This window comes from Pseudomonas sp. URMO17WK12:I12 (genome assembly GCF_000514395.1).
GTDB lineage: Bacteria > Pseudomonadota > Gammaproteobacteria > Pseudomonadales > Pseudomonadaceae > Aquipseudomonas > Aquipseudomonas mucoides.
Genome location: NZ_AZVV01000011.1, coordinates 46,687 through 64,901 on the forward strand (window position 1 = coordinate 46,687; position 18,215 = coordinate 64,901).

An 18,215-nucleotide genomic window follows, 5' to 3' on the forward strand; every position below is an offset into this window, starting at 1 on the left:
TTTCTCAGGGCCGCATAAAACCGTAGTCCTGGTCGTCATCGAGGTTTTCCGCGAGAAAGCGCAACTCGTCAGCCAGGTCCTCGATACTGCGCACCGCCTTGCTTTGTTGCACCACTGCGCTGAGCAAGGCGCGCAGGCTCAACCCCGGATCAAAACCCACCTCCTGCGCCCCATCCAGACTCTGACGCAGCTCCTGTCTTGCCCATTCGTACACACTCATGTCGATGCTCCTCAAGATTTTGTCGAGCATGAGTTCACCGGCGTTTAGCCGATTTGATGTGGATCAAGAATTCGGATCGTCGTCTTTCCAAGGGGCCGACAGGTAGCGTGTGCGATTGAACGTCTCCAGCCATTCCGGGCAAAACACCACCAACGCGCTGACGATCATGCCGTTGATGAACGCTTCCGGAAAAATCAGCAGCCACAGATAGCCGACAAAATCTTCGAGCCAATACGGCATGACAAAAATTTCGTCGTACCACAGCACCCCCAGCGCCAGCAGCAGACACAACAATGCCGACAGCGCGGCGGCAAAAAAACCCGAACAGAAGATATACACAAAGGGATTTCGCGGTTGCGCCCGCTCTACCAGGATGGCGATGCACTCAGTAACCAGCACGGGTAGCAAAATCAGCAACGCCCCGTTCACCCCTACGGCGACCAGGTCCTGACGCCCGAGCAGCACCAGCCCGAACTGCGCAATCAAGCCACCGACGATTGCCAGCGGCCAGTCCAGCAACAACGTGACGGCCGTCATACCGATGAAGTGATAAGACACGCCGGTATCAAAATCCCGCCGCACCAGCCACAGCATAAACAGCGCGAACACCGTACCGAACAGCAAATGCTGGCGCCGACTGTCGGTGAATAACTCCACCCACGGCGCACGCCAGATCGCCCAGAGCAGCACGGGCACATAGATCAGCCAGCCGACCGTCAGCGTTTCGGGTGACAGTAGCTCGGCACCGATCATGGCCGGACCTTCTCCAGCGCCTCATGCAGCTGCGCGGCCGTGCTGTATTCGTGTTGCGCCACCAATTGGCCTGCCTTGAGTTGCAGCCACAGCACTTTATCCTCTGCACCTGGGTAACGCGGCACTACGCGCCCCTCACGGTCCAGCATTACCCTGTAGGAATAATCGCGCATGGCCGGAATGGCAAACATCTTCGCGATCAGCTGTGGCATGCGTTGGATGTCCGCTAGAAATACAACGTGCCGCGCCTCCAGATAGCCTTTGGGCTGGCCTTGCAACGCCGCCTCAACCAGTTTGGCGGCTTCCATGCTCCGCGCCACCAGCAGCGTCTGAGTCTGATTATCGAGCGTGAAGGCCTGATCGAACTGATCGAGCAGGGTCCAGGGCGCCAGTCGCTCACCCACCTCCAGCGCCTGGGCCCACACGGGTAGAAAACTGAGCAGCAACACCGGCCAATATTTCACGTTCACACCTCGTACTATCGCTTACGCATGATGGCCATCAGTCTACACCGCCGATTCTGACTGCCCAGTGATCTCCAATGCCGGTAAACGGTTTCTGCTTGTCGCATTTGAACGCTAAGCTTGGGCCTATGGATGACTCAGATTATTTACGCCTGCTGACCATTGCGGCCGAGCAAGCCAACGCGTTCCTTTCCAATGCCCGCAAATGGGAGCGTGAGCGTTGGGTGTGCCAGCGCCTGCTGCAAGGCCTGAACATTTCCTACCGCGCCGACGAGTTCGCCCCGGCCGGGGAGCCGCCGGACGTGTTGTTTCGCGAAGCGAATTTCGAAGTGTTCTTCGTACTCGATGAGGGCCGCCGACTGAACGACGAATGGCGCGACGAGCTGCAACGTCGGCGCAGCGCGTTTTCTCTGAGCCAGTTGGTGCGCCGCGAAGCCAAGCCTAAGCGCATTCCTGCCAATGAGTTTTTGCTGCGACTGGCGCCGACCTTGCGCAAAAAAGCGCACAACTACAAAGAACGCGGCATGGACCTGGGGGAGCTCGACATCATCGCCTTCGCCAGCCTCAAGCGTGAAGTGCTGGACCTCAACAGCCATTTTCCGCCGCCCACCGAATATTTGCGCCAGGGCTGGCGTTCGTTGTCGCTGGTCGGCCCGACATTCGCCCGGGTGCTGTTCGCGCACCCGGATGCGCCGGATTTCCTGCGCAGCAACCTGGGGCGCAGCATCGTCTTCGATGTCGGAATCAGCCTGTGAGCCCATTGCAGGAATTGATCGCACATGTCCCGCAAACTGGCCGAGTCCGCTGGATCGGCGTGCGCCCGGAACCTCACGTACCGATGATCGAACTGGATGCAGTGGAAGCGCGACTCGAGGCCGGCTTGACTGGCGATCGAGCCCGTCCTGGCATCAGTAACGCGCGGCAGGTGACATTGATTCAATGGGAACACTTGGCCGTCATCAGTTCTCTGATGGGCCGCCCGGACGATCAACCGATTTTACCTGATGATTTGCGGCGCAACCTCGTTATTAGCGGTATCAACCTGTTCAGTCTCAAGGGCCGGCGCTTCCGGATCGGTCAGGCGATTTTCGAAACCACCGGTTGGTGCCAGCCTTGCGCGCGTCTGCAAAACAACCTCGGCCCCGGGACCTTTCAGGCCGTGCGTGGCCATGGCGGAATCACCGCTCGGGTGATACAAAGTGGAATCATTCGACTGGACGACACGGTGAGCGTCGAGCCCATCCCGGACAGCGGCTATGCTCCGTTCAACGTGCGTTAAATCTGCCTGTAGCTTCTACACATTCAGCAACGTCTACTGACGAGGCCTTTATGACCAGCCGCCTGAACCCCGACGACCAAAAGCATGTCGAAGAGTACCTGCACTTGTCCCAGCACCAAGTCGAGCGCCGGCCTTTCCGGCCGTGGATGCTCCTGGTGGTGGTGTTGGCAGTGACCATAGGCCTTGGCCTGTTGAGCCGATTTATCAGTTACCTGACGCTATGAGCTGCCTTGCGCTCGCTCGGGTAACCGTACCGATTTCTTTTAGCCTTGCGAGTTATCCCCATGTCCCATCGTATTGTTATTGTCGGCGGCGGCGCCGGCGGTCTGGAGTTGGCTACCCGTCTGGGTAAGACTCTGGGCAAGCGTGGCACGGCCAGTGTGATGCTGGTCGACGCGAACCTGACCCACATCTGGAAACCGCTGCTGCACGAAGTGGCGGCCGGGTCGCTGAACTCTTCCGAAGACGAACTCAACTATGTTGCCCAAGCCAAATGGAACCACTTCGAGTTCCAGCTGGGGCGCATGAGCGGGCTCGATCGCACGCAGAAAAAAATCCAGCTGGCCGCCACTTACGACGAAGCCGGCCTGGAACTGGTGCCCGCCCGTGAAGTGGGTTACGACTCGCTGGTGATCTCGGTCGGCAGCACCACCAATGATTTCGGCACCCAGGGCGCGGCGCAGCATTGCCTGTTCCTCGACACCCGCAAACAGGCCGAACGCTTCCACCAGCAATTGCTCAACCATTATCTGCGTGCCCATGCCGGGCAAACCGACAAGGTCGAACAGATCAGCGTGGCCATCGTCGGCGCCGGGGCCACCGGTGTCGAACTCGCTGCCGAGCTGCACAACGCAGCGCATGAACTGGCGGCGTATGGTCTGGACCGGATCAAACCGGAAAACATGCACATCACCCTGATCGAAGCCGGTCCACGGGTATTGCCGGCCCTGCCGGAACGCATCGGCGGGCCTGTGCATAAAACCCTGGAGAAACTCGGGGTCAACGTTATGACCAATGCGGCGGTCAGTGAAGTGACGGCCGACAGCCTGATCACCGCCGATGGCAAAGTGATCAACGCGAGCCTGAAAGTCTGGGCCGCCGGGATTCGTGCGCCGGGCTTCCTCAAGGACATCGATGGCCTGGAAACCAACCGCATCAACCAGCTGCAAGTGCTGCCGACCCTGCAAACCACCCGCGACGAGAACATCTTCGCATTCGGCGATTGCGCGGCCTGCCCGCAACCAGGTACCGATCGCAATGTGCCGCCGCGCGCTCAGGCGGCGCATCAGCAGGCGTCGTTGCTGGCCAAATCGCTGAAGCTGCGGATCGAGGGCAAGGCGTTGCCGGAGTACAAGTACACCGATTACGGCTCGTTGATCTCGCTGTCGCGTTTTTCGGCTGTGGGTAACTTGATGGGCAACCTGACGGGCAGCGTGATGTTGGAAGGCTGGCTGGCGCGGATGTTTTACGTGTCGCTGTACCGCATGCACCAGATGGCGCTGTATGGGGCGTTCCGTACGGCGATGCTGATGCTGGGCAGTAAAATCGGGCGCGGGACTGAACCGCGACTCAAACTGCACTAAAATTTCCGGCATGCGTCAGGGCCTCATCGCGGCCACGCCACACTCCCACAGTTGATCTGCATCCTCCTGTGGGAGCGTGGCGTGCCCGCGATGCAGTCGCCTCGGTCTCTCCTGCAAACACTTCTGTGTCTCACTGTATCTCCCCCTGCGTTTTCGCCCCTTCGCTTACAAACTCCCCCCTTGCGCGACACAGTAGCGATACACCCATCCCGCTAAATGGCCACACCCGAGCAAGGCAACTCGCCAGCTTCGGTTGTCGCCGCACTTACGTGGCAACCCTCTATCAAGTGGTTGTGTCGTGCAACCCAGGAGAATTGAAATGTCCCGTACTACCAAAAATACTATCGGTCTGCTTGGCGCTGTTCTGGCGGGCGGCATGATGTTGACCGGCTCCGTCTTCGCTTCGCAGCCACTGACTCAAGGCTATCTGTTGGCCTCGGCTGAACAGGTGGTGAAAACCCCTGAAGGCAAGTGTGGCGAAGGCAAGTGTGGCGATGCGTCGATGGCCAAGACTGACACTGATGGCGACGGCAAGGTCTCCCGCGCCGAATTCCAGGCTGTCGCGCCGAAATCCAACTTCGACAAGATCGACACTAACCACGATGGCTTCATCGACGAGCAAGAAGCGTTTGATAACGTGAAAGCCAACTACGAAGCCAACGGCAAGAAAATGCCAAAAGGCCTGTTCGAGCACCTGAAAGACCAAGACGGCGCCTAAGCCTCTGAGCACCACGCCCCGCTTTCTCTACCGAGAAGCGGGGCTTTTTTCGTCGGGCGGATTTACACCTGGAAGCGTTGCACCATAGTGCTCAACGAATTGGCCAGGCGTGAGAGCTCATGGCTGGAGGCACTGGTCTGATTCGCCCCGGCAGCGGAACGCACGGACAGATCGCGAATATTCACCAGATTGCGATCCACTTCTCGCGCCACTTGGGCCTGTTCTTCAGCCGCGCTGGCGATCACCAGATTGCGCTCATGGATCTGGTGAACCGAGTCGGTGATGGTCTGCAGCGCTTCACCCGCACGCTCGGCCAGGGCCAGCGTCGTCGCTGCGCGAGTTGAGCTCGCTTGCATCGAATCCAGCGCCTGGGTCGAGCCGCTGCGCATCCCCTGAACCATTTGTTCGATTTCCTGGGTCGATTGCTGCGTGCGATAAGCCAGTGCGCGAACTTCATCGGCCACCACTGCAAATCCTCGGCCGCTTTCCCCAGCGCGCGCCGCTTCGATGGCGGCGTTGAGCGCCAGCAGATTGGTCTGCTCGGCAATCGCGCGAATCACATCCAGCACCTTGCCAATGTCCTGCGACTGGTTGGCCAGGGACTGAACCAGGCCACCCGTCACTTGCACATCACTGGCTAGCGCACCGATGGCCGTGACCGTTTCGCTGACGCGCTCCTGACCGGCGTGGGCGGATTCGCTGGATTGGCGCGTAGCGTCGGACGTCGACACCGCATTGCGGGCAACCTCCTCAACCGCTGTGGTCATCTCGTTGACGGCCGTGGCGGCTTGTTCGATCTCGTTGTTCTGCTGTTGCAGGTTTTGCGTGCTGTCGAGGGTGACCGCGTTCAACTCATCCGCCGCCGTCGCCAGTTGCGCCGCCGAGCCGCTGATGCCTTGCAAGGTGTCGCGCAGGTTCTGCTGCATGGTTGCCAGCGCCTTGAGCAAGCGGCTGACTTCGTCGTTGCCATGGGTTTCGATCGGCCGCGTCAGATCGCCACGGGCCACGTTTTCCGCGGCCTGCAACGCTTCGCCCAAGGGCTTGACGATGCTGCGGGTCAGCAACATGGCCAGGCCGACGGTGGCCAGTGCCGCCAACGCGATGAACAGGCTGACGATCATTCGCGAGGTGTCGTAATGCGCGGCGGATTTCTCGCTTTCGGCGGCGACTTGCCTGGCGAACAGGTCCGCCAGATCACTGAGCTGTTTACCGGAGCCATCGACCACGGTTTTCATGTCAATCAGCAGCAATTTGGTCAGTTCGTCACGACGACCTTGTTCCGCCAGGGAAAACGATTGGGCAATACCGGAACGGTAGGCCGCGAAGGTGGTTTTGAACTGGTCATATAACGCCTTGCCTTCGGCCGTGTTTACCAACTTGTCGTACGCGGCGATCCTGTCGCTGAGCTCCTTGTCGCGAGTATCCATCTGGCTGCGGTATTGAGGAATGTTCCTGGGGTCCTGATCCAGGGCCATGCGCAGAGAAATGGTACGGATGCGCAACATGATTTCGCGGATCTCGTCGCCACCGCGAATGCTCGGCAGCCATTGCTTCTCCACCGCCACCTCACTGTCGCGAATGCTCGACATCTGCCCCAGCGCAAACACACCGAGCAAGGCAACCAACACGGCGATCAGGGCAAACCCCAAGGCCGCCCGAGGAGCAATATTCAACTGACGAAGCAACATAACGAACGCCCTTTTCTTGTAATGGCCTGGATAAGGGGCGTGTGTCGGCAGAACCCCGTCGCTTCGCTATCGGCAAGTTGTACGATGACTTGAAGGGAATCGCCTTTTCGGCAGACAAAAAACGGCAGACAAAAAAAATCCCCGTATCTTTCGATACGAGGATTTTTAATATGGTCGGGGTAAGGGGATTCGAACTCCTGACATCCTGCTCCCAAAGCAGGCGCGCTACCGGACTGCGCTATACCCCGGTAAAAAAAAGGCGACCTTCACAAGTCGCCTTCTTCGATCAGCGCTTTTGGCCTCTGATCTTAAGATCTGATCCCAGCGTTAACTGGTTTCAAAAATGGTGGGTCGTGTGGGATTCGAACCTACGACCAATTGGTTAAAAGCCAACTGCTCTACCAACTGAGCTAACGACCCAAAAATGGTCGGGGTAAGGGGATTCGAACTCCTGACATCCTGCTCCCAAAGCAGGCGCGCTACCGGACTGCGCTATACCCCGGTTTGAAATTGGCTCCGTGACCAGGACTCGAACCTGGGACCCAATGATTAACAGTCATTTGCTCTACCGACTGAGCTATCACGGAACTACATATTTCAATTTACAACGGTGAAGCTTTTTGCGTTCTCTTCGACCCGTTCGCATCGCTGCGTTCGTGTGTCTGAGGCGCGCTATTCTACAATCTTCAGCACCTCTGTCAACCCCCTAAATTGCTTTCAAGTTAATGATTTGCAACTTATTTTGGATTCCTGCTTGGGGAGCGGAAACCCTGGCGGGTGACTGACTGCGGGGCGCACTTTACAAGCCTTTTCCTTAGAGTTCAACAGCCTGGCGAAAAAAAGGCCTCGCAATGCGAGGCCTCGTCGGTTTTGTTGCCTGGATGGGTCAGACGAATACGATTTCGTCGTTTTCCACCACACCCTTGGCGGTATCGCCGGGCATGAAACGACCCGACAGAATCAACTGAGCCAGCGGGTTCTCGATCCAGCGCTGAATCGCTCGTTTGAGCGGACGTGCGCCGTACACTGGGTCGTAACCCACCGCGATCAGCTTATCCATGGCCTCAGGGCTCAGTTCCAGCTTCAGTTCACGCTCGGTCAGGCGACTGCGCAGGCGACCCAACTGAATCTCGGTAATGCCCGCGATCTGATCCCGCGCCAATGGCTCGAAGATCACCACTTCGTCGACCCGGTTGATGAACTCCGGCCGGAAGTGGGTGGAAATCGCATCCATCACCGCCGCGCGCTGTGCCTCACGATCACCGACCAGTTCCTGGATCTGTACCGAGCCCAGGTTGGACGTCATGACGATCACGGTGTTCTTGAAATCCACCGTGCGGCCATGGCTGTCAGTCAAGCGGCCATCTTCCAGCACTTGCAGCAAGATGTTGAACACATCCGGGTGGGCCTTCTCGACCTCATCCAGGAGGATCACCGAGTAAGGCTTGCGACGCACCGCCTCGGTCAGGTAACCGCCCTCTTCATAGCCTACATAGCCTGGTGGCGCACCAATCAGCCGGGCCACGGAATGTTTCTCCATGAACTCGGACATGTCGATCCGCACCATCGCCTCTTCAGTATCAAAGAGGAACTCGGCCAGTGCCTTGCACAGCTCGGTTTTACCGACACCGGTCGGGCCGAGGAACATGAACGAACCGCTCGGGCGATTCGGGTCGGACAACCCGGCCCGGGAACGCCGCACCGCATTGGAGACCGCGATGACTGCTTCGTCCTGGCCGATCACACGCTGGTGCAACAGGCTTTCCATCTTCATCAGCTTGTCGCGCTCGCCTTCGAGCATTTTTGACACCGGAATGCCGGTCCACTTCGACACGACTTCAGCGATTTCTTCCTCAGTCACCTTGCTGCGCAACAACTGGTTCTCGCTTTTACCGTGCTGGTCGACCATTTGCAGGCTGCGCTCCAGGTCCGGGATCACCCCGTATTGCAGCTCGGCCATGCGGTTCAGGTCGCCTTTACGGCGTGCGGCTTCCAGTTCCTGACGGGACTGTTCGATTTTTTGCTGGATCTGTGCAGAACCCTGGACTTCGGCTTTTTCCGAATTCCAGATTTCTTCGAGGTCCGAGTACTCACGCTCGAGGCGGACGATTTCTTCCTGGAGTTTTTCCAGGCGTTTGATCGCCGCTTCATCGCTTTCTTTCTTCAGTGCCTGGGATTCCACCTTCAACTGAATCAGGCGACGCTCCAGACGGTCGAGCACTTCCGGCTTGGAGTCGATCTCCATGCGGATGCGGCTGGCCGCTTCGTCGATCAGGTCGATGGCCTTGTCCGGCAACTGACGGTCAGTGATATAGCGATGGCTGAGCTTGGCCGCTGCAATGATGGCGCCGTCGGTGATCGCCACCTTGTGGTGAACCTCATAGCGTTCTTTGAGGCCACGCAGTATCGCGATGGTGTCCTCTTCACTCGGCTCATCCACCAACACTTTCTGGAAGCGCCGCTCGAGGGCTGCGTCCTTCTCTATATATTGGCGGTACTCATTAAGCGTGGTCGCGCCGACGCAATGCAGCTCGCCGCGCGCCAGCGCAGGCTTGAGCATATTGCCCGCATCCATCGAGCCTTCGCCTTTACCGGCGCCGACCATGGTGTGCAGTTCGTCGATGAACAGAATGATCTGCCCTTCCTGCTTCGACAGCTCGTTGAGCAGCGATTTCAGGCGCTCTTCAAACTCACCGCGATACTTGGCACCGGCGATCAGCGCCCCCATGTCGAGGGACAGCAGACGTTTGCCTTTCAGGCCGTCCGGCACTTCGCCGTTGATGATGCGCTGGGCCAGACCCTCGGCAATGGCGGTTTTACCCACACCAGGCTCACCGATCAGCACCGGGTTGTTTTTGGTACGGCGTTGCAGGACCTGAATGGTCCGGCGAATTTCGTCGTCACGGCCGATGACCGGATCGAGCTTGCCTTCTTCGGCGCGCTTGGTCAGGTCGACGGTGTATTTATCCAGCGCCTGGCGCGATTCCTCGTGGTTGGCATCGTTGACCGCTTCGCCACCACGCAGGTTATTGATCGCGTTTTCCAGGGCTTTCTTGCTCACGCCCTGCCCCAGCAACAACTTGCCGAGCTTGCTGTTCTCGTCCATGGCGGCGAGCAGCACGAGTTCGCTGGAGATGAACTGGTCGCCCTTCTGCTGGGCCAGGCGATCAGCCTGATTAAGCAGACGCGCCAGATCCTGCGACATGTTCACGTCGCCGGTCGGGTTCTGGATTTTCGGCAGCTGGTCGAGCTCTTTGGTCAGCTCTTTACGCAGGCTGTTGACGTCGAAACCGACCTGCATCAGCAGGGGTTTGATCGAGCCGCCCTGCTGTTCGAGCATGGCCTGCATCAAGTGCGCCGGCTCGATGCCGGGATGGTCGAGGCCGACGGCCAAGGATTGGGCGTCGGAGAGTGCTAACTGCAATTTGCTGGTTAATCGATCTATGCGCATGGGTCACCTTCCTTTTGAGCAGGCCGGACCTATAAAACATCCTGAATGAAGAAACCTGCCAGATACCGTTATAGATGCGGTCGATTCTGGGAGTTTCAAGCGTCGATCAGTTGATGCAGATCAGAGAAGTCTAGCGTTTGTGCCCTGTCTCACGAATACGTTCCTCTTTTGACGAGTGGCTGTTGTCGTCAGGCAAGGCGCCGCGACGAGTCATAGCCCGCTATGGCGAGGGGCGGCAACGCAGTATGACGGCAACAGACACCGTCAAAAAGGAACAGTATTCGTGAGACAGGGCACTTCAAGCCAGATAAGGGAGGCAAAGCGGCCCGTTTGAGGACTGCGGCGGTAAGAAAAGAAGCGCGGATCGGTCACGGTGCAAAAACCGCCACCGTAAACAGCGGTAACACCACGGGCCGCCAGACGCAAACGCGCCAGTTCGTAGATATCGGCCATGAACTTGCCAGCATTGGCACTCGGCACAAAGGCTTTGGCGGCTGCCGGCAATTGCTCGACGAAGGTTTCGCGCACTTCCGGGCCGACTTCAAAGGCTTTGGGGCCAATGGCCGGGCCGAGCCAGACCAATACGTCAGCGGGCGGCACGTCCAGGCTGTCGAGCGTTGCTTCCAGCACACCCGCCGCCAATCCACGCCAACCGGCATGGGCCGCCGCAACGCGAGTGCCGGCACGGTTGCAAAACAGCACCGGCAGACAGTCAGCGGTCATTGAAGCGCAGGCAATACCGGGCGTGGCTGTCCAACTGGCGTCAGCAGTGACGACCTGGCCTGGGTCCGCGTGGGCCACGGCAATGCCGTGAACCTGTTGCAGCCAGGCCGGTTGAATAGAGAAATGATCGGTGAGACGCCGGCGATTTTCGGCCACAGCTTCGGGGCTGTCGTCGACGTGATCGCCGAGGTTGAGGCTGTCGAACGGCGCCAGACTGACGCCGCCCGCACGGGTGGTCACGCAGGCTTTCACCCCGGCAGGCGCAGGCCAGTCGGGAATCAGCCAGTCACTCATCCGATGAACGCCTCACGGTCTTGCTTGAGCAGGGTCAGCAACCAGACGAAATCGTCCGGCAGCGGCGATTCCCAGCTCATGCGTTTACCGGTGGTCGGGTGATCCAGTTCCAGGAACCGCGCATGCAGGGCCTGGCGCGGGAACGCCTTCAACGATTCGACCATGGTCACACTGGCTGCCGGCGGGATACGGAAGCGACCGCCGTAGGCAGGGTCTCCGACCAACGGGTAGTTGATGTGGGCCATGTGCACACGAATCTGGTGGGTACGACCGGTTTCCAGCTTCACCCGCACGTGAGTGTGGGAGCGGAAACGCTCGAGCACGCGATAGTGGCTGACGGCTTGCTTGCCGCCTTCCATGACCGCCATGCGCTGACGTTGCTGGCCGTGACGACCGATTGGCGCATTGATCTTGCCGCCTGCCGTCACCACGCCGATCACGATGCATTCGTAGATCCGGCTTACGCTGCGGCTCTGCAATTGCGTGACAAGCTGTGTCTGCGCCTGAATGGTCTTGGCCACCACCATCAGACCGGTGGTGTCCTTGTCCAGGCGATGCACGATACCGGCGCGGGGCACATTGATAATGTCCGGCACGTGGTGCAGCAAGGCGTTGAGCAAGGTGCCATCAGCGTGGCCGGCAGCCGGATGCACCACCAGACCCGCAGGTTTGTTGATCACCAGGATGTCATCGTCTTCATAGACGATGTCCAGTTCGATGTCTTGAGCGATCCATTCGCCCTGAGCTTCCTGCTCGGCGGTCAGTTCAAGAATGGCGCCACCGTGAACGATGTCTCGCGGGCGGATAACCGCCCCATCCACAGTCAGGCGGCCGTCTTTGATCCAGGCGGAAAGGCGCGAGCGCGAGTGCTCAGCGAATAATTGTGCGGCGACTTGATCGAGGCGTTGGCCGCCCAATTCGGACGGCACCTCTGCGCGAAGTTCAATTTTATCGGACATGCTCAGACTAGGCGTCGGCACAGCCTTTGGTTTCGGCTGCGCGCTTGTGGTTAAATACGGCGTCTTTTGCCCCGAGGCTATTCAACGGGGCGCTCATCATAACAGGACGGCCCCGCCCAAGACAGCGGCCGTCATAGGGACGCAAGCCGCCATGCAAGTGAAACACCTGCTGCTGATCGCCATCCTCGCATTGACCGCTGCTTGCTCATCGAAGGAAGTCGTAGACGAAAACCTTAGCGAAGTCGAGCTGTACCAGCAGGCTCAGAACGATCTGGACAATAGTAGCTATACCAGCGCCATTGCCAAGTTGAAGGCTCTGGAATCGCGCTATCCGTTCGGTCGCTACGCTGATCAGGCTCAACTCGAGCTCATTTACGCCAACTACAAGAACACCGAGCCTGAAGCCGCCAAGTCTGCTGCCGAGCGTTTCATTCGCCTGCACCCGCAGCATCCGAACGTGGATTACGCCTACTATCTGAAAGGTTTGACGTCGTTCGACCAGGACGTCGGCCTGCTGGCGCGCTTCCTGCCGCTGGACATGACCAAGCGTGACCCGGGTGCCGCTCGCGACTCCTACAATGAGTTCGCCCAGCTGACCAGCCGCTTCCCGAACAGCCGCTACTCGCCGGATGCCAAGCAGCGCATGATTTACCTGCGCAACCTGCTGGCCTCCTACGAGATTCACGTTGCCGACTACTACCTGACCCGTCAGGCCTATGTCGCCGCCGCAAACCGTGGCCGTTACGTGGTGGAAAACTTCCAGGAAACCCCGTCCGTCGGTGACGGCCTGGCGGTCATGACTGAAGCCTACCAGCGCCTGCACCTGGACGAACTGGCAGCCACCAGCCTCGAAACCCTGAAGCTCAACTACCCGAACCACCCAAGCCTGGTGGACGGTCAGTTCCAGCCTTCGGTTGCCGAAGCCGACAACCGTTCGTGGTTGAGCAAGGCCACCCTGGGCCTGATCGAATCCCGTCCGCCGCTGCCGCCGGGCGAAACCCGCGCCAACCAGGACGTGCAGAAGCAGTACCAGGATGCCAAGGACGCGATTCCGAGCGAGCTGAAGCCTAAAGATGGCAATGGCGATGCCGTCGAAGAAGAGCAACACGAGTCCGAAGGCAACAGCAGCGACCGCTCGTGGTTCAGCTACATGACCTTTGGCGTGTTTGACTGACACCTCAGGTTGTACAAAAAGGAGCCTCGCGAGGCTCCTTTTTTGTGGGCGTGATGATTACGCTGTGCGCTCGGCATGACCTTGGCTAAACTGCTGAATCACTCGTCATAAAGCAGCTCACCATGCTTCGTTTACTGTTCTGGATCGCCCTGATTGCCGCTGCAGTATGGTTCTGGCGCAAGTTCAAGGGCGCGGCTAATGCCCCAAGGTCCTCCGCCGAGCTGGAGGCGGCTCCCATGGTCCGTTGCGCCCATTGCGGCGTGCACTTGCCCCGCGACCGCGCGCTGAGCCTTCAACAACAGTGGTATTGCAGCCAGGCTCACCTTGAGCAAGGCCCGGGCCCAAGTGGTCGCTGAGACCTCCAGTCCCGGCGGCAAACAGGCTCAGCGACTGCTGCGCCTCTATCACCTCTACCGTTTAAGTATCGGCATCACCCTCGTGCTGTTGATGACCAGCAACCTGGACAACCAGTTGCTGGCGTTCGCCAATGACGACCTGTTGCGCAATGGCAGCTGGTTGTACCTGGTACTGAACATTCTGCTGGTGGTGTTCCTGGAAAACACCCGCCGGCCGGCGCAGCTGTTCAGCCTGGCGCTGGTCGATGTCTTGCTGCTCTGCGGTTTGTTCTACGCCGCGGGCGGAGTGGCCAGCGCCATCGGCAATCTGTTGATTGTGTCGGTGGCCATCAGCAATACCCTGCTGCGTGGGCGTGTCGGCCTGTTAATCGCCGCGGTCGGCGCGCTGGGCATCGTCAGTTTGAGCTTCCTCCTGAGCTTCAGCCATCCGGCCAGCCCCAACGATTACCTGCAAGTCGGCATGCTCGGCGCACTCTGTTTTGCCGCGGCTTTGCTGGTGCAAGGGCTGAGCAGACGCCTGGAAGTCAGCGAACACCTCGCCGAACAGCGAGCCGGCGAAGTGATGGGGCTCGAAACGCTCAATGCGCTGATCCTGCAACGCATGCGCACGGGCATTCTGGTGCTCGACGAACAGCGACGAGTGCAACTGGCCAATCACAGCGCATTGATACTGCTGGGGCACAAAGCACTCGACGGACGGCTGATCGACGATTTTTCCCCGACGCTGGTCGAACGTCTCCAGCTGTGGCTCAACAATCCGATCTTGCGCCCGCAAAGCCTGAAAATCCCCGCCAGCGGCCTGGAGCTGCAACCCAGCTTCATTGCCCTGGACCAAAGCCCGAACCCACAAACCCTGGTTTTTCTCGAAGACATCGCTCAGGTTGCACAACAGGCGCAGCAATTGAAACTCGCCGCCCTCGGTCGACTGACGGCGGGTATTGCCCACGAAATCCGCAATCCATTGGGTGCCATTAGTCATGCCGCGCAATTGCTGCGCGAATCCGAGGAACTCAACGGTGCGGATCGGCGTCTGACCCAGATTATTCAAGACCACTCTCAGCGAATGAATCGGGTTATCGAAAACGTCCTGCAACTGTCTCGCCGCCAGCAAACCGTCCCGCAACGGCTGGACCTGAAGCCGTGGCTGGAAAGGTTCGTTGCTGAAACCCGTGAGAACGCGAAGGACGCCCAGCAGATCCACCTGCGTATGGGTTCCGGCGACTTCAACACCTTGATGGACCCAAACCAGCTCACCCAGGTCCTGGACAATTTGTTGCGAAATGCCTGGCGCCACAGCGCCCTGAATCACGACACGGCTCAGGTCTGGCTCGAGTTGTTTGTCGATACCGACAGCCAATTGCCGGTTCTCGAAGTTGTGGACGACGGCCCCGGCGTGGCGCCCGACCAGCAGGGGCATTTGTTCGAGCCGTTTTTTACCACCAGTAGCCAAGGCACAGGCCTTGGGCTTTATCTGTCCCGTGAGCTGTGCGAAAGCAACCAGGCCCGCCTAGACTTCAAACCACGCCAAGGCGGCGGCTGCTTTCGCATCACTTTTGCTCACGGACGGAAACAAAGTTGAACATGAGCCCACGGCCCAAAGTCCTGATCGTCGACGACGAACCGGATATCCGCGAACTCCTGGAAATAACCCTGGGACGGATGAAACTCGATACCTTCAGTGCCCGCAACCTGGTCGACGCCCAAGCCTTGCTGGCCCGGGAAACCTTCGATCTGTGCCTGACCGACATGCGCCTGCCCGACGGCACCGGCCTTGAGCTCGTGCAACACATCCAGAAGCGTTACGCACAGGTGCCGGTGGCGATGATCACGGCCTACGGCAGCCTTGAAACAGCCATTAACGCACTCAAGGCCGGCGCCTTCGACTTCCTGACCAAACCGGTCGACCTCACTCGCCTGCGGGAACTGGTCACCAGCGCCCTGCGCCTGCCTGCTCCAGCCGACGCCAGTACGGCGATTGATCGCCGGCTGCTGGGCAACTCGCTGCCCATGCGTAACCTGCGCAAACACATCGACAAACTCGCCCGCAGCCAGGCGCCGGTGTACATCAGCGGCGAGTCCGGCAGCGGCAAGGAGTTGGTTGCAAGACTGATCCACGAACAAGGCCCGCGAGCTCATCACCCCTTCGTCCCGGTCAACTGTGGGGCGATTCCGTCAGAGCTGATGGAAAGCGAGTTCTTCGGGCATCGCAAAGGCAGTTTCAGCGGCGCCGTCGAAGACAAGCGCGGACTGTTCCAGGCCGCCCAGGGCGGCACGCTGTTCCTCGATGAAGTCGCGGATTTGCCGTTGGCGATGCAGGTCAAACTGCTGCGTGCGATTCAGGAAAAAGCCGTGCGCAGTATTGGCGAGCAACAGGAAACCGTGGTCGATGTGCGCATCCTTTGCGCCACCCACAAAGACCTTGAGGCCGAAATCGTCGCCGAGCGTTTTCGTCAGGATTTGTACTACCGGCTCAACGTGATCGAACTGCGGGTTCCGCCCTTGCGCGAACGCCGTGACGACATCGAGGCATTGGCCAGCCATGTGCTCAAGCGCTTGGCGGCCGACAGCGGCCGACCTCCCGCGACACTCCATCCGCTCGCCCTGGATGCGCTCAAAAGCTATCGCTTTCCCGGCAATGTGCGGGAACTGGAGAACGTTCTCGAACGGGCTCACACCTTGTGCGAGAACAAGCAGATCGAAACCAGCGATTTACGATTGGCCGACGGTAATTGCGCGGCAGAAGGCGGGGTGCCGGACCTGACGCAGATCGACAATCTGGAAGACTATCTGGAAAACATCGAGCGCAAAGTCATCCTCCAGGCGCTGGAGGAAACCCGCTGGAACCGTACGGCGGCGGCTCAGCGGTTGAATTTGTCGTTCAGGTCGATGCGTTACAGGCTCAAAAAACTGGGCCTGGATTAAGGGCCCCTTGGCGAGCAGGCTCCGGGCGGCGTTCCGACGAAGGCAATATGACAGTCGCCGTAGATCCTGCGACTAGATACGCCCGACCGGAGCATAAGGCGTGGGATCAATAATCGGCTCACGCCCCAGCATCACATCCGCAAACAACTGACACGACGCCGGCGCCAGCACCAGCCCGTTTCGGTAGTGCCCGCAATTGAGCCAAAGCCCTTCAAACCCCGGCACCTGACCGATATAAGGAATGCCTTCCGGCGAGCCCGGCCGCAATCCGGCCCAGTGCCCGACGACTTCGGCCTCCGCCAGCGCGGGAATCAACTCCACCGCCGATGCCTTCAGGCTTTCCAAAGCCGAATCGGTCGGCGTCTTGTCGTAGCCTTCATGCTCCAGCGTACTGCCGATCAGAATGTGCCCGTCGCGGCGGGGAATCGCGTAACGCCCTTTGGCCAATACCATGCTCGGCAGAAAGTCGGCCGCGCACTTGTACAGAATCATCTGCCCTTTTACCGGTTCGACCGGCAGCGCCAGGCCCAGCCCCTTGAGTAAATCTCCACTCCAGGCGCCAGCGGTCAGCACCACTTGATCGCCCTGAATGGCCCCCGTCGAAGTCTGCACGCCAACGACTTGATCGCCTTCACGAATAAACCCGCTGACTTCGCACTGCTCATGGATGGTCACATTTGGCAGTGCCAGCAACGCAGCCTTCAGCGACTTCACCAGCCGCGGATTGCGCACATTGGCCACATCGGCCATGTAGATCGCCCGCGAGAACCCCGTGCCCAATACTGGCACCGCATCGTGTGCCGCCGAGATATCCACAGCCCGCAGCGGGCGGTTTTGCCGTTTGGCCCACACCAGTGCCTCGGCTTCGTCATCCAGGTCCAGCCAGTACAGGCCGGTGGTGTGAACTTCAGGATCGACTCCGGTCGCAGCGAACAAACGCTCACCGAGCTGTGGATAAAAATCCTGAGACCAATGCGCCAACGCAGTGACCGCCGGGTTGTAGCGCCACGGGTAGAGTGGCGAAACAATCCCGCCGCCCGCCCATGACGACTCCTGCCCGACGTTCGAACGATCCATCAGCACCACGCTGCGCACTTCGGACGCGAGATTGAACGCCGTCAGCAGCCCGATCACCCCGCCGCCGACAATCACCACTTGCTGTTGCCTGGTCATGTTCAGATCCAACCGTTAAATAGACAGAGGGCGCAAAAGGCGCCCGAAAGGAAACTCAGCGACCCCAGCAATCCTTGGCGGTCAAACCGGCTGTGGCGTTGACCATGTTCCGGACACCGGTATTGGTGAGGGTGAAATCCCCGCACTTGTCGGTTGCCATGCTCGAACCGGCCTTGCGCACGGCCGTCAGCAGGAAGGTCTGGTCAGTGATAGTCGGGGTGATGGTGTAATAGTCATTGCCGACGCTCAGGCCTGTGGCGCCGGTGTAGACATTGCTCTTGGTGTAGAACCGTTCAAGGATCTGCGCCTGCTCCGACAACACCCCGGCGATTTCGCTGCGCCGGCCCTTCTTCAGGTACTCGGTGAAGCTCGGGGCGGCAATGGTCATGACGATCCCGATGATCGCAATCACGATCATGATTTCGATCAGGGTAAAACCTCGGTTGGATCTACGCATG

Annotated in this window: 18 protein-coding genes, 4 tRNA genes and 1 pseudogene; 9 read left to right on the forward strand and 14 right to left on the reverse strand. The window is 59.3% G+C overall.

Going from position 1 to position 18,215, the window contains the following annotated elements; translation table 11 throughout:
• Positions 1-4: 4 nt before the first annotated feature.
• The 3 genes from D882_RS0115955 to D882_RS0115965 form a co-directional block, all read right to left on the reverse strand.
• Positions 5-220 (reverse strand): hypothetical protein, encoded by a 216-nt coding sequence (locus D882_RS0115955; RefSeq protein ID WP_027924171.1) that lies wholly within the window; start codon positions 218-220, stop codon positions 5-7.
• Positions 221-283: 63 nt separating this feature from the next.
• Complete coding sequence (locus D882_RS0115960; protein WP_027924172.1) at positions 284-973, reverse strand: energy-coupling factor ABC transporter permease; 690 nt, start codon at positions 971-973, stop codon at positions 284-286.
• Positions 970-1,437 (reverse strand): hypothetical protein, encoded by a 468-nt coding sequence (locus D882_RS0115965; protein ID WP_027924173.1) that lies wholly within the window; start codon positions 1,435-1,437, stop codon positions 970-972. Before D882_RS0115965 ends, D882_RS0115960 begins: the two co-directional genes overlap by 4 nt.
• A 128-nt stretch (positions 1,438-1,565) precedes the next feature.
• Between D882_RS0115965 and D882_RS0115970 the strand changes: the two genes are divergently transcribed.
• The 5 genes from D882_RS0115970 to D882_RS0115990 all read left to right on the forward strand — a co-directional run bounded on the left by D882_RS0115970 (position 1,566) and on the right by D882_RS0115990 (position 5,017).
• Positions 1,566-2,192 carry a DUF1780 domain-containing protein gene (locus tag D882_RS0115970; protein ID WP_027924174.1) on the forward strand — a complete coding sequence of 209 codons (627 nt, stop codon included), beginning with the start codon at positions 1,566-1,568 and terminating at the stop codon, positions 2,190-2,192.
• Complete coding sequence (locus D882_RS0115975; protein ID WP_027924175.1) at positions 2,189-2,716, forward strand: MOSC domain-containing protein; 528 nt, start codon at positions 2,189-2,191, stop codon at positions 2,714-2,716. Before D882_RS0115970 ends, D882_RS0115975 begins: the two co-directional genes overlap by 4 nt.
• A gap of 50 nt (positions 2,717-2,766) precedes the next feature.
• Entirely contained in the window at positions 2,767-2,940 is a 174-nt protein-coding gene (locus tag D882_RS01000000131170) for a DUF3094 domain-containing protein (protein WP_032833555.1), read from the forward strand.
• A gap of 60 nt (positions 2,941-3,000) precedes the next feature.
• Positions 3,001-4,299 carry an NAD(P)/FAD-dependent oxidoreductase gene (locus tag D882_RS0115985; protein WP_027924176.1) on the forward strand — a complete coding sequence of 433 codons (1,299 nt, stop codon included), beginning with the start codon at positions 3,001-3,003 and terminating at the stop codon, positions 4,297-4,299.
• A 319-nt stretch (positions 4,300-4,618) separates the two neighbouring features.
• Positions 4,619-5,017, forward strand: a complete 399-nt coding sequence (locus D882_RS0115990; protein ID WP_027924177.1) for a hypothetical protein — start codon at positions 4,619-4,621, stop codon at positions 5,015-5,017.
• 62 nt (positions 5,018-5,079) lie between these two features.
• Here the strand turns inward: D882_RS0115990 and D882_RS1000000133560 are convergent, their stop codons facing one another.
• The 9 genes and pseudogenes from D882_RS1000000133560 to rluD all read right to left on the reverse strand — a co-directional run bounded on the left by D882_RS1000000133560 (position 5,080) and on the right by rluD (position 12,132).
• Positions 5,080-5,943 (reverse strand): methyl-accepting chemotaxis protein, encoded by an 864-nt coding sequence (locus tag D882_RS1000000133560; protein WP_371258950.1) that lies wholly within the window; start codon positions 5,941-5,943, stop codon positions 5,080-5,082.
• Positions 5,935-6,705, reverse strand: a pseudogene (locus D882_RS1000000133565) (MCP four helix bundle domain-containing protein); the annotation flags it as partial. The gene D882_RS1000000133560 and the pseudogene D882_RS1000000133565, both read right to left, overlap by 9 nt.
• Before the next feature lie 171 nt (positions 6,706-6,876).
• Positions 6,877-6,953, reverse strand: a tRNA-Pro gene (locus D882_RS0116000).
• A 96-nt stretch (positions 6,954-7,049) separates the two neighbouring features.
• A tRNA-Lys gene (locus D882_RS0116005) sits at positions 7,050-7,125 on the reverse strand.
• Positions 7,126-7,130: 5 nt separating this feature from the next.
• Positions 7,131-7,207 (reverse strand) — tRNA-Pro (locus tag D882_RS0116010).
• A gap of 9 nt (positions 7,208-7,216) precedes the next feature.
• Positions 7,217-7,292: transfer RNA gene (locus D882_RS0116015), tRNA-Asn, on the reverse strand.
• A gap of 299 nt (positions 7,293-7,591) precedes the next feature.
• Positions 7,592-10,156: an ATP-dependent chaperone ClpB gene (gene clpB / locus D882_RS0116020; protein ID WP_027924179.1), complete on the reverse strand. Its 2,565-nt coding sequence runs from the start codon at positions 10,154-10,156 to the stop codon at positions 7,592-7,594.
• A 264-nt stretch (positions 10,157-10,420) separates the two neighbouring features.
• A complete protein-coding gene (gene pgeF, locus D882_RS0116025) occupies positions 10,421-11,173 on the reverse strand; it encodes a peptidoglycan editing factor PgeF (protein WP_027924180.1) in 753 nt (250 codons plus the stop codon).
• Entirely contained in the window at positions 11,170-12,132 is a 963-nt protein-coding gene (gene rluD / locus D882_RS0116030) for a 23S rRNA pseudouridine(1911/1915/1917) synthase RluD (RefSeq protein ID WP_007942311.1), read from the reverse strand. The genes pgeF and rluD overlap by 4 nt, the downstream gene beginning before the upstream one ends.
• A gap of 151 nt (positions 12,133-12,283) precedes the next feature.
• On the opposite strand from rluD, the gene D882_RS0116035 reads away from it, so the two are divergent.
• The 4 genes from D882_RS0116035 (at position 12,284) to D882_RS0116050 (ending at position 16,584) form a co-directional block, all read left to right on the forward strand.
• The gene (locus tag D882_RS0116035; protein WP_027924181.1) at positions 12,284-13,306 is read left to right on the forward strand and encodes an outer membrane protein assembly factor BamD; all 1,023 of its coding nucleotides are present in this window, start codon (positions 12,284-12,286) and stop codon (positions 13,304-13,306) included.
• Positions 13,307-13,428: 122 nt separating this feature from the next.
• The gene (locus D882_RS1000000132090) at positions 13,429-13,662 is read left to right on the forward strand and encodes a PP0621 family protein (protein ID WP_027924182.1); all 234 of its coding nucleotides are present in this window, start codon (positions 13,429-13,431) and stop codon (positions 13,660-13,662) included.
• On the forward strand, positions 13,652-15,241 hold the full coding sequence (locus tag D882_RS0116045) for a PAS domain-containing sensor histidine kinase (protein ID WP_027924183.1): 1,590 nt from the start codon (positions 13,652-13,654) through the stop codon (positions 15,239-15,241). The genes D882_RS1000000132090 and D882_RS0116045 overlap by 11 nt, the downstream gene beginning before the upstream one ends.
• A 2-nt stretch (positions 15,242-15,243) precedes the next feature.
• Positions 15,244-16,584: a sigma-54 dependent transcriptional regulator gene (locus D882_RS0116050; RefSeq protein ID WP_032833556.1), complete on the forward strand. Its 1,341-nt coding sequence runs from the start codon at positions 15,244-15,246 to the stop codon at positions 16,582-16,584.
• 72 nt (positions 16,585-16,656) lie between these two features.
• On the opposite strand, the gene thiO is transcribed toward D882_RS0116050, so the two are convergent.
• Both thiO and D882_RS0116060 read right to left on the reverse strand, forming a co-directional pair.
• Complete coding sequence (thiO, locus tag D882_RS0116055; RefSeq protein ID WP_027924185.1) at positions 16,657-17,757, reverse strand: glycine oxidase ThiO; 1,101 nt, start codon at positions 17,755-17,757, stop codon at positions 16,657-16,659.
• 55 nt (positions 17,758-17,812) lie between these two features.
• On the reverse strand, positions 17,813-18,214 hold the full coding sequence (locus D882_RS0116060; RefSeq protein ID WP_027924186.1) for a type IV pilin protein: 402 nt from the start codon (positions 18,212-18,214) through the stop codon (positions 17,813-17,815).
• Position 18,215: the final 1 nt, after the last annotated feature.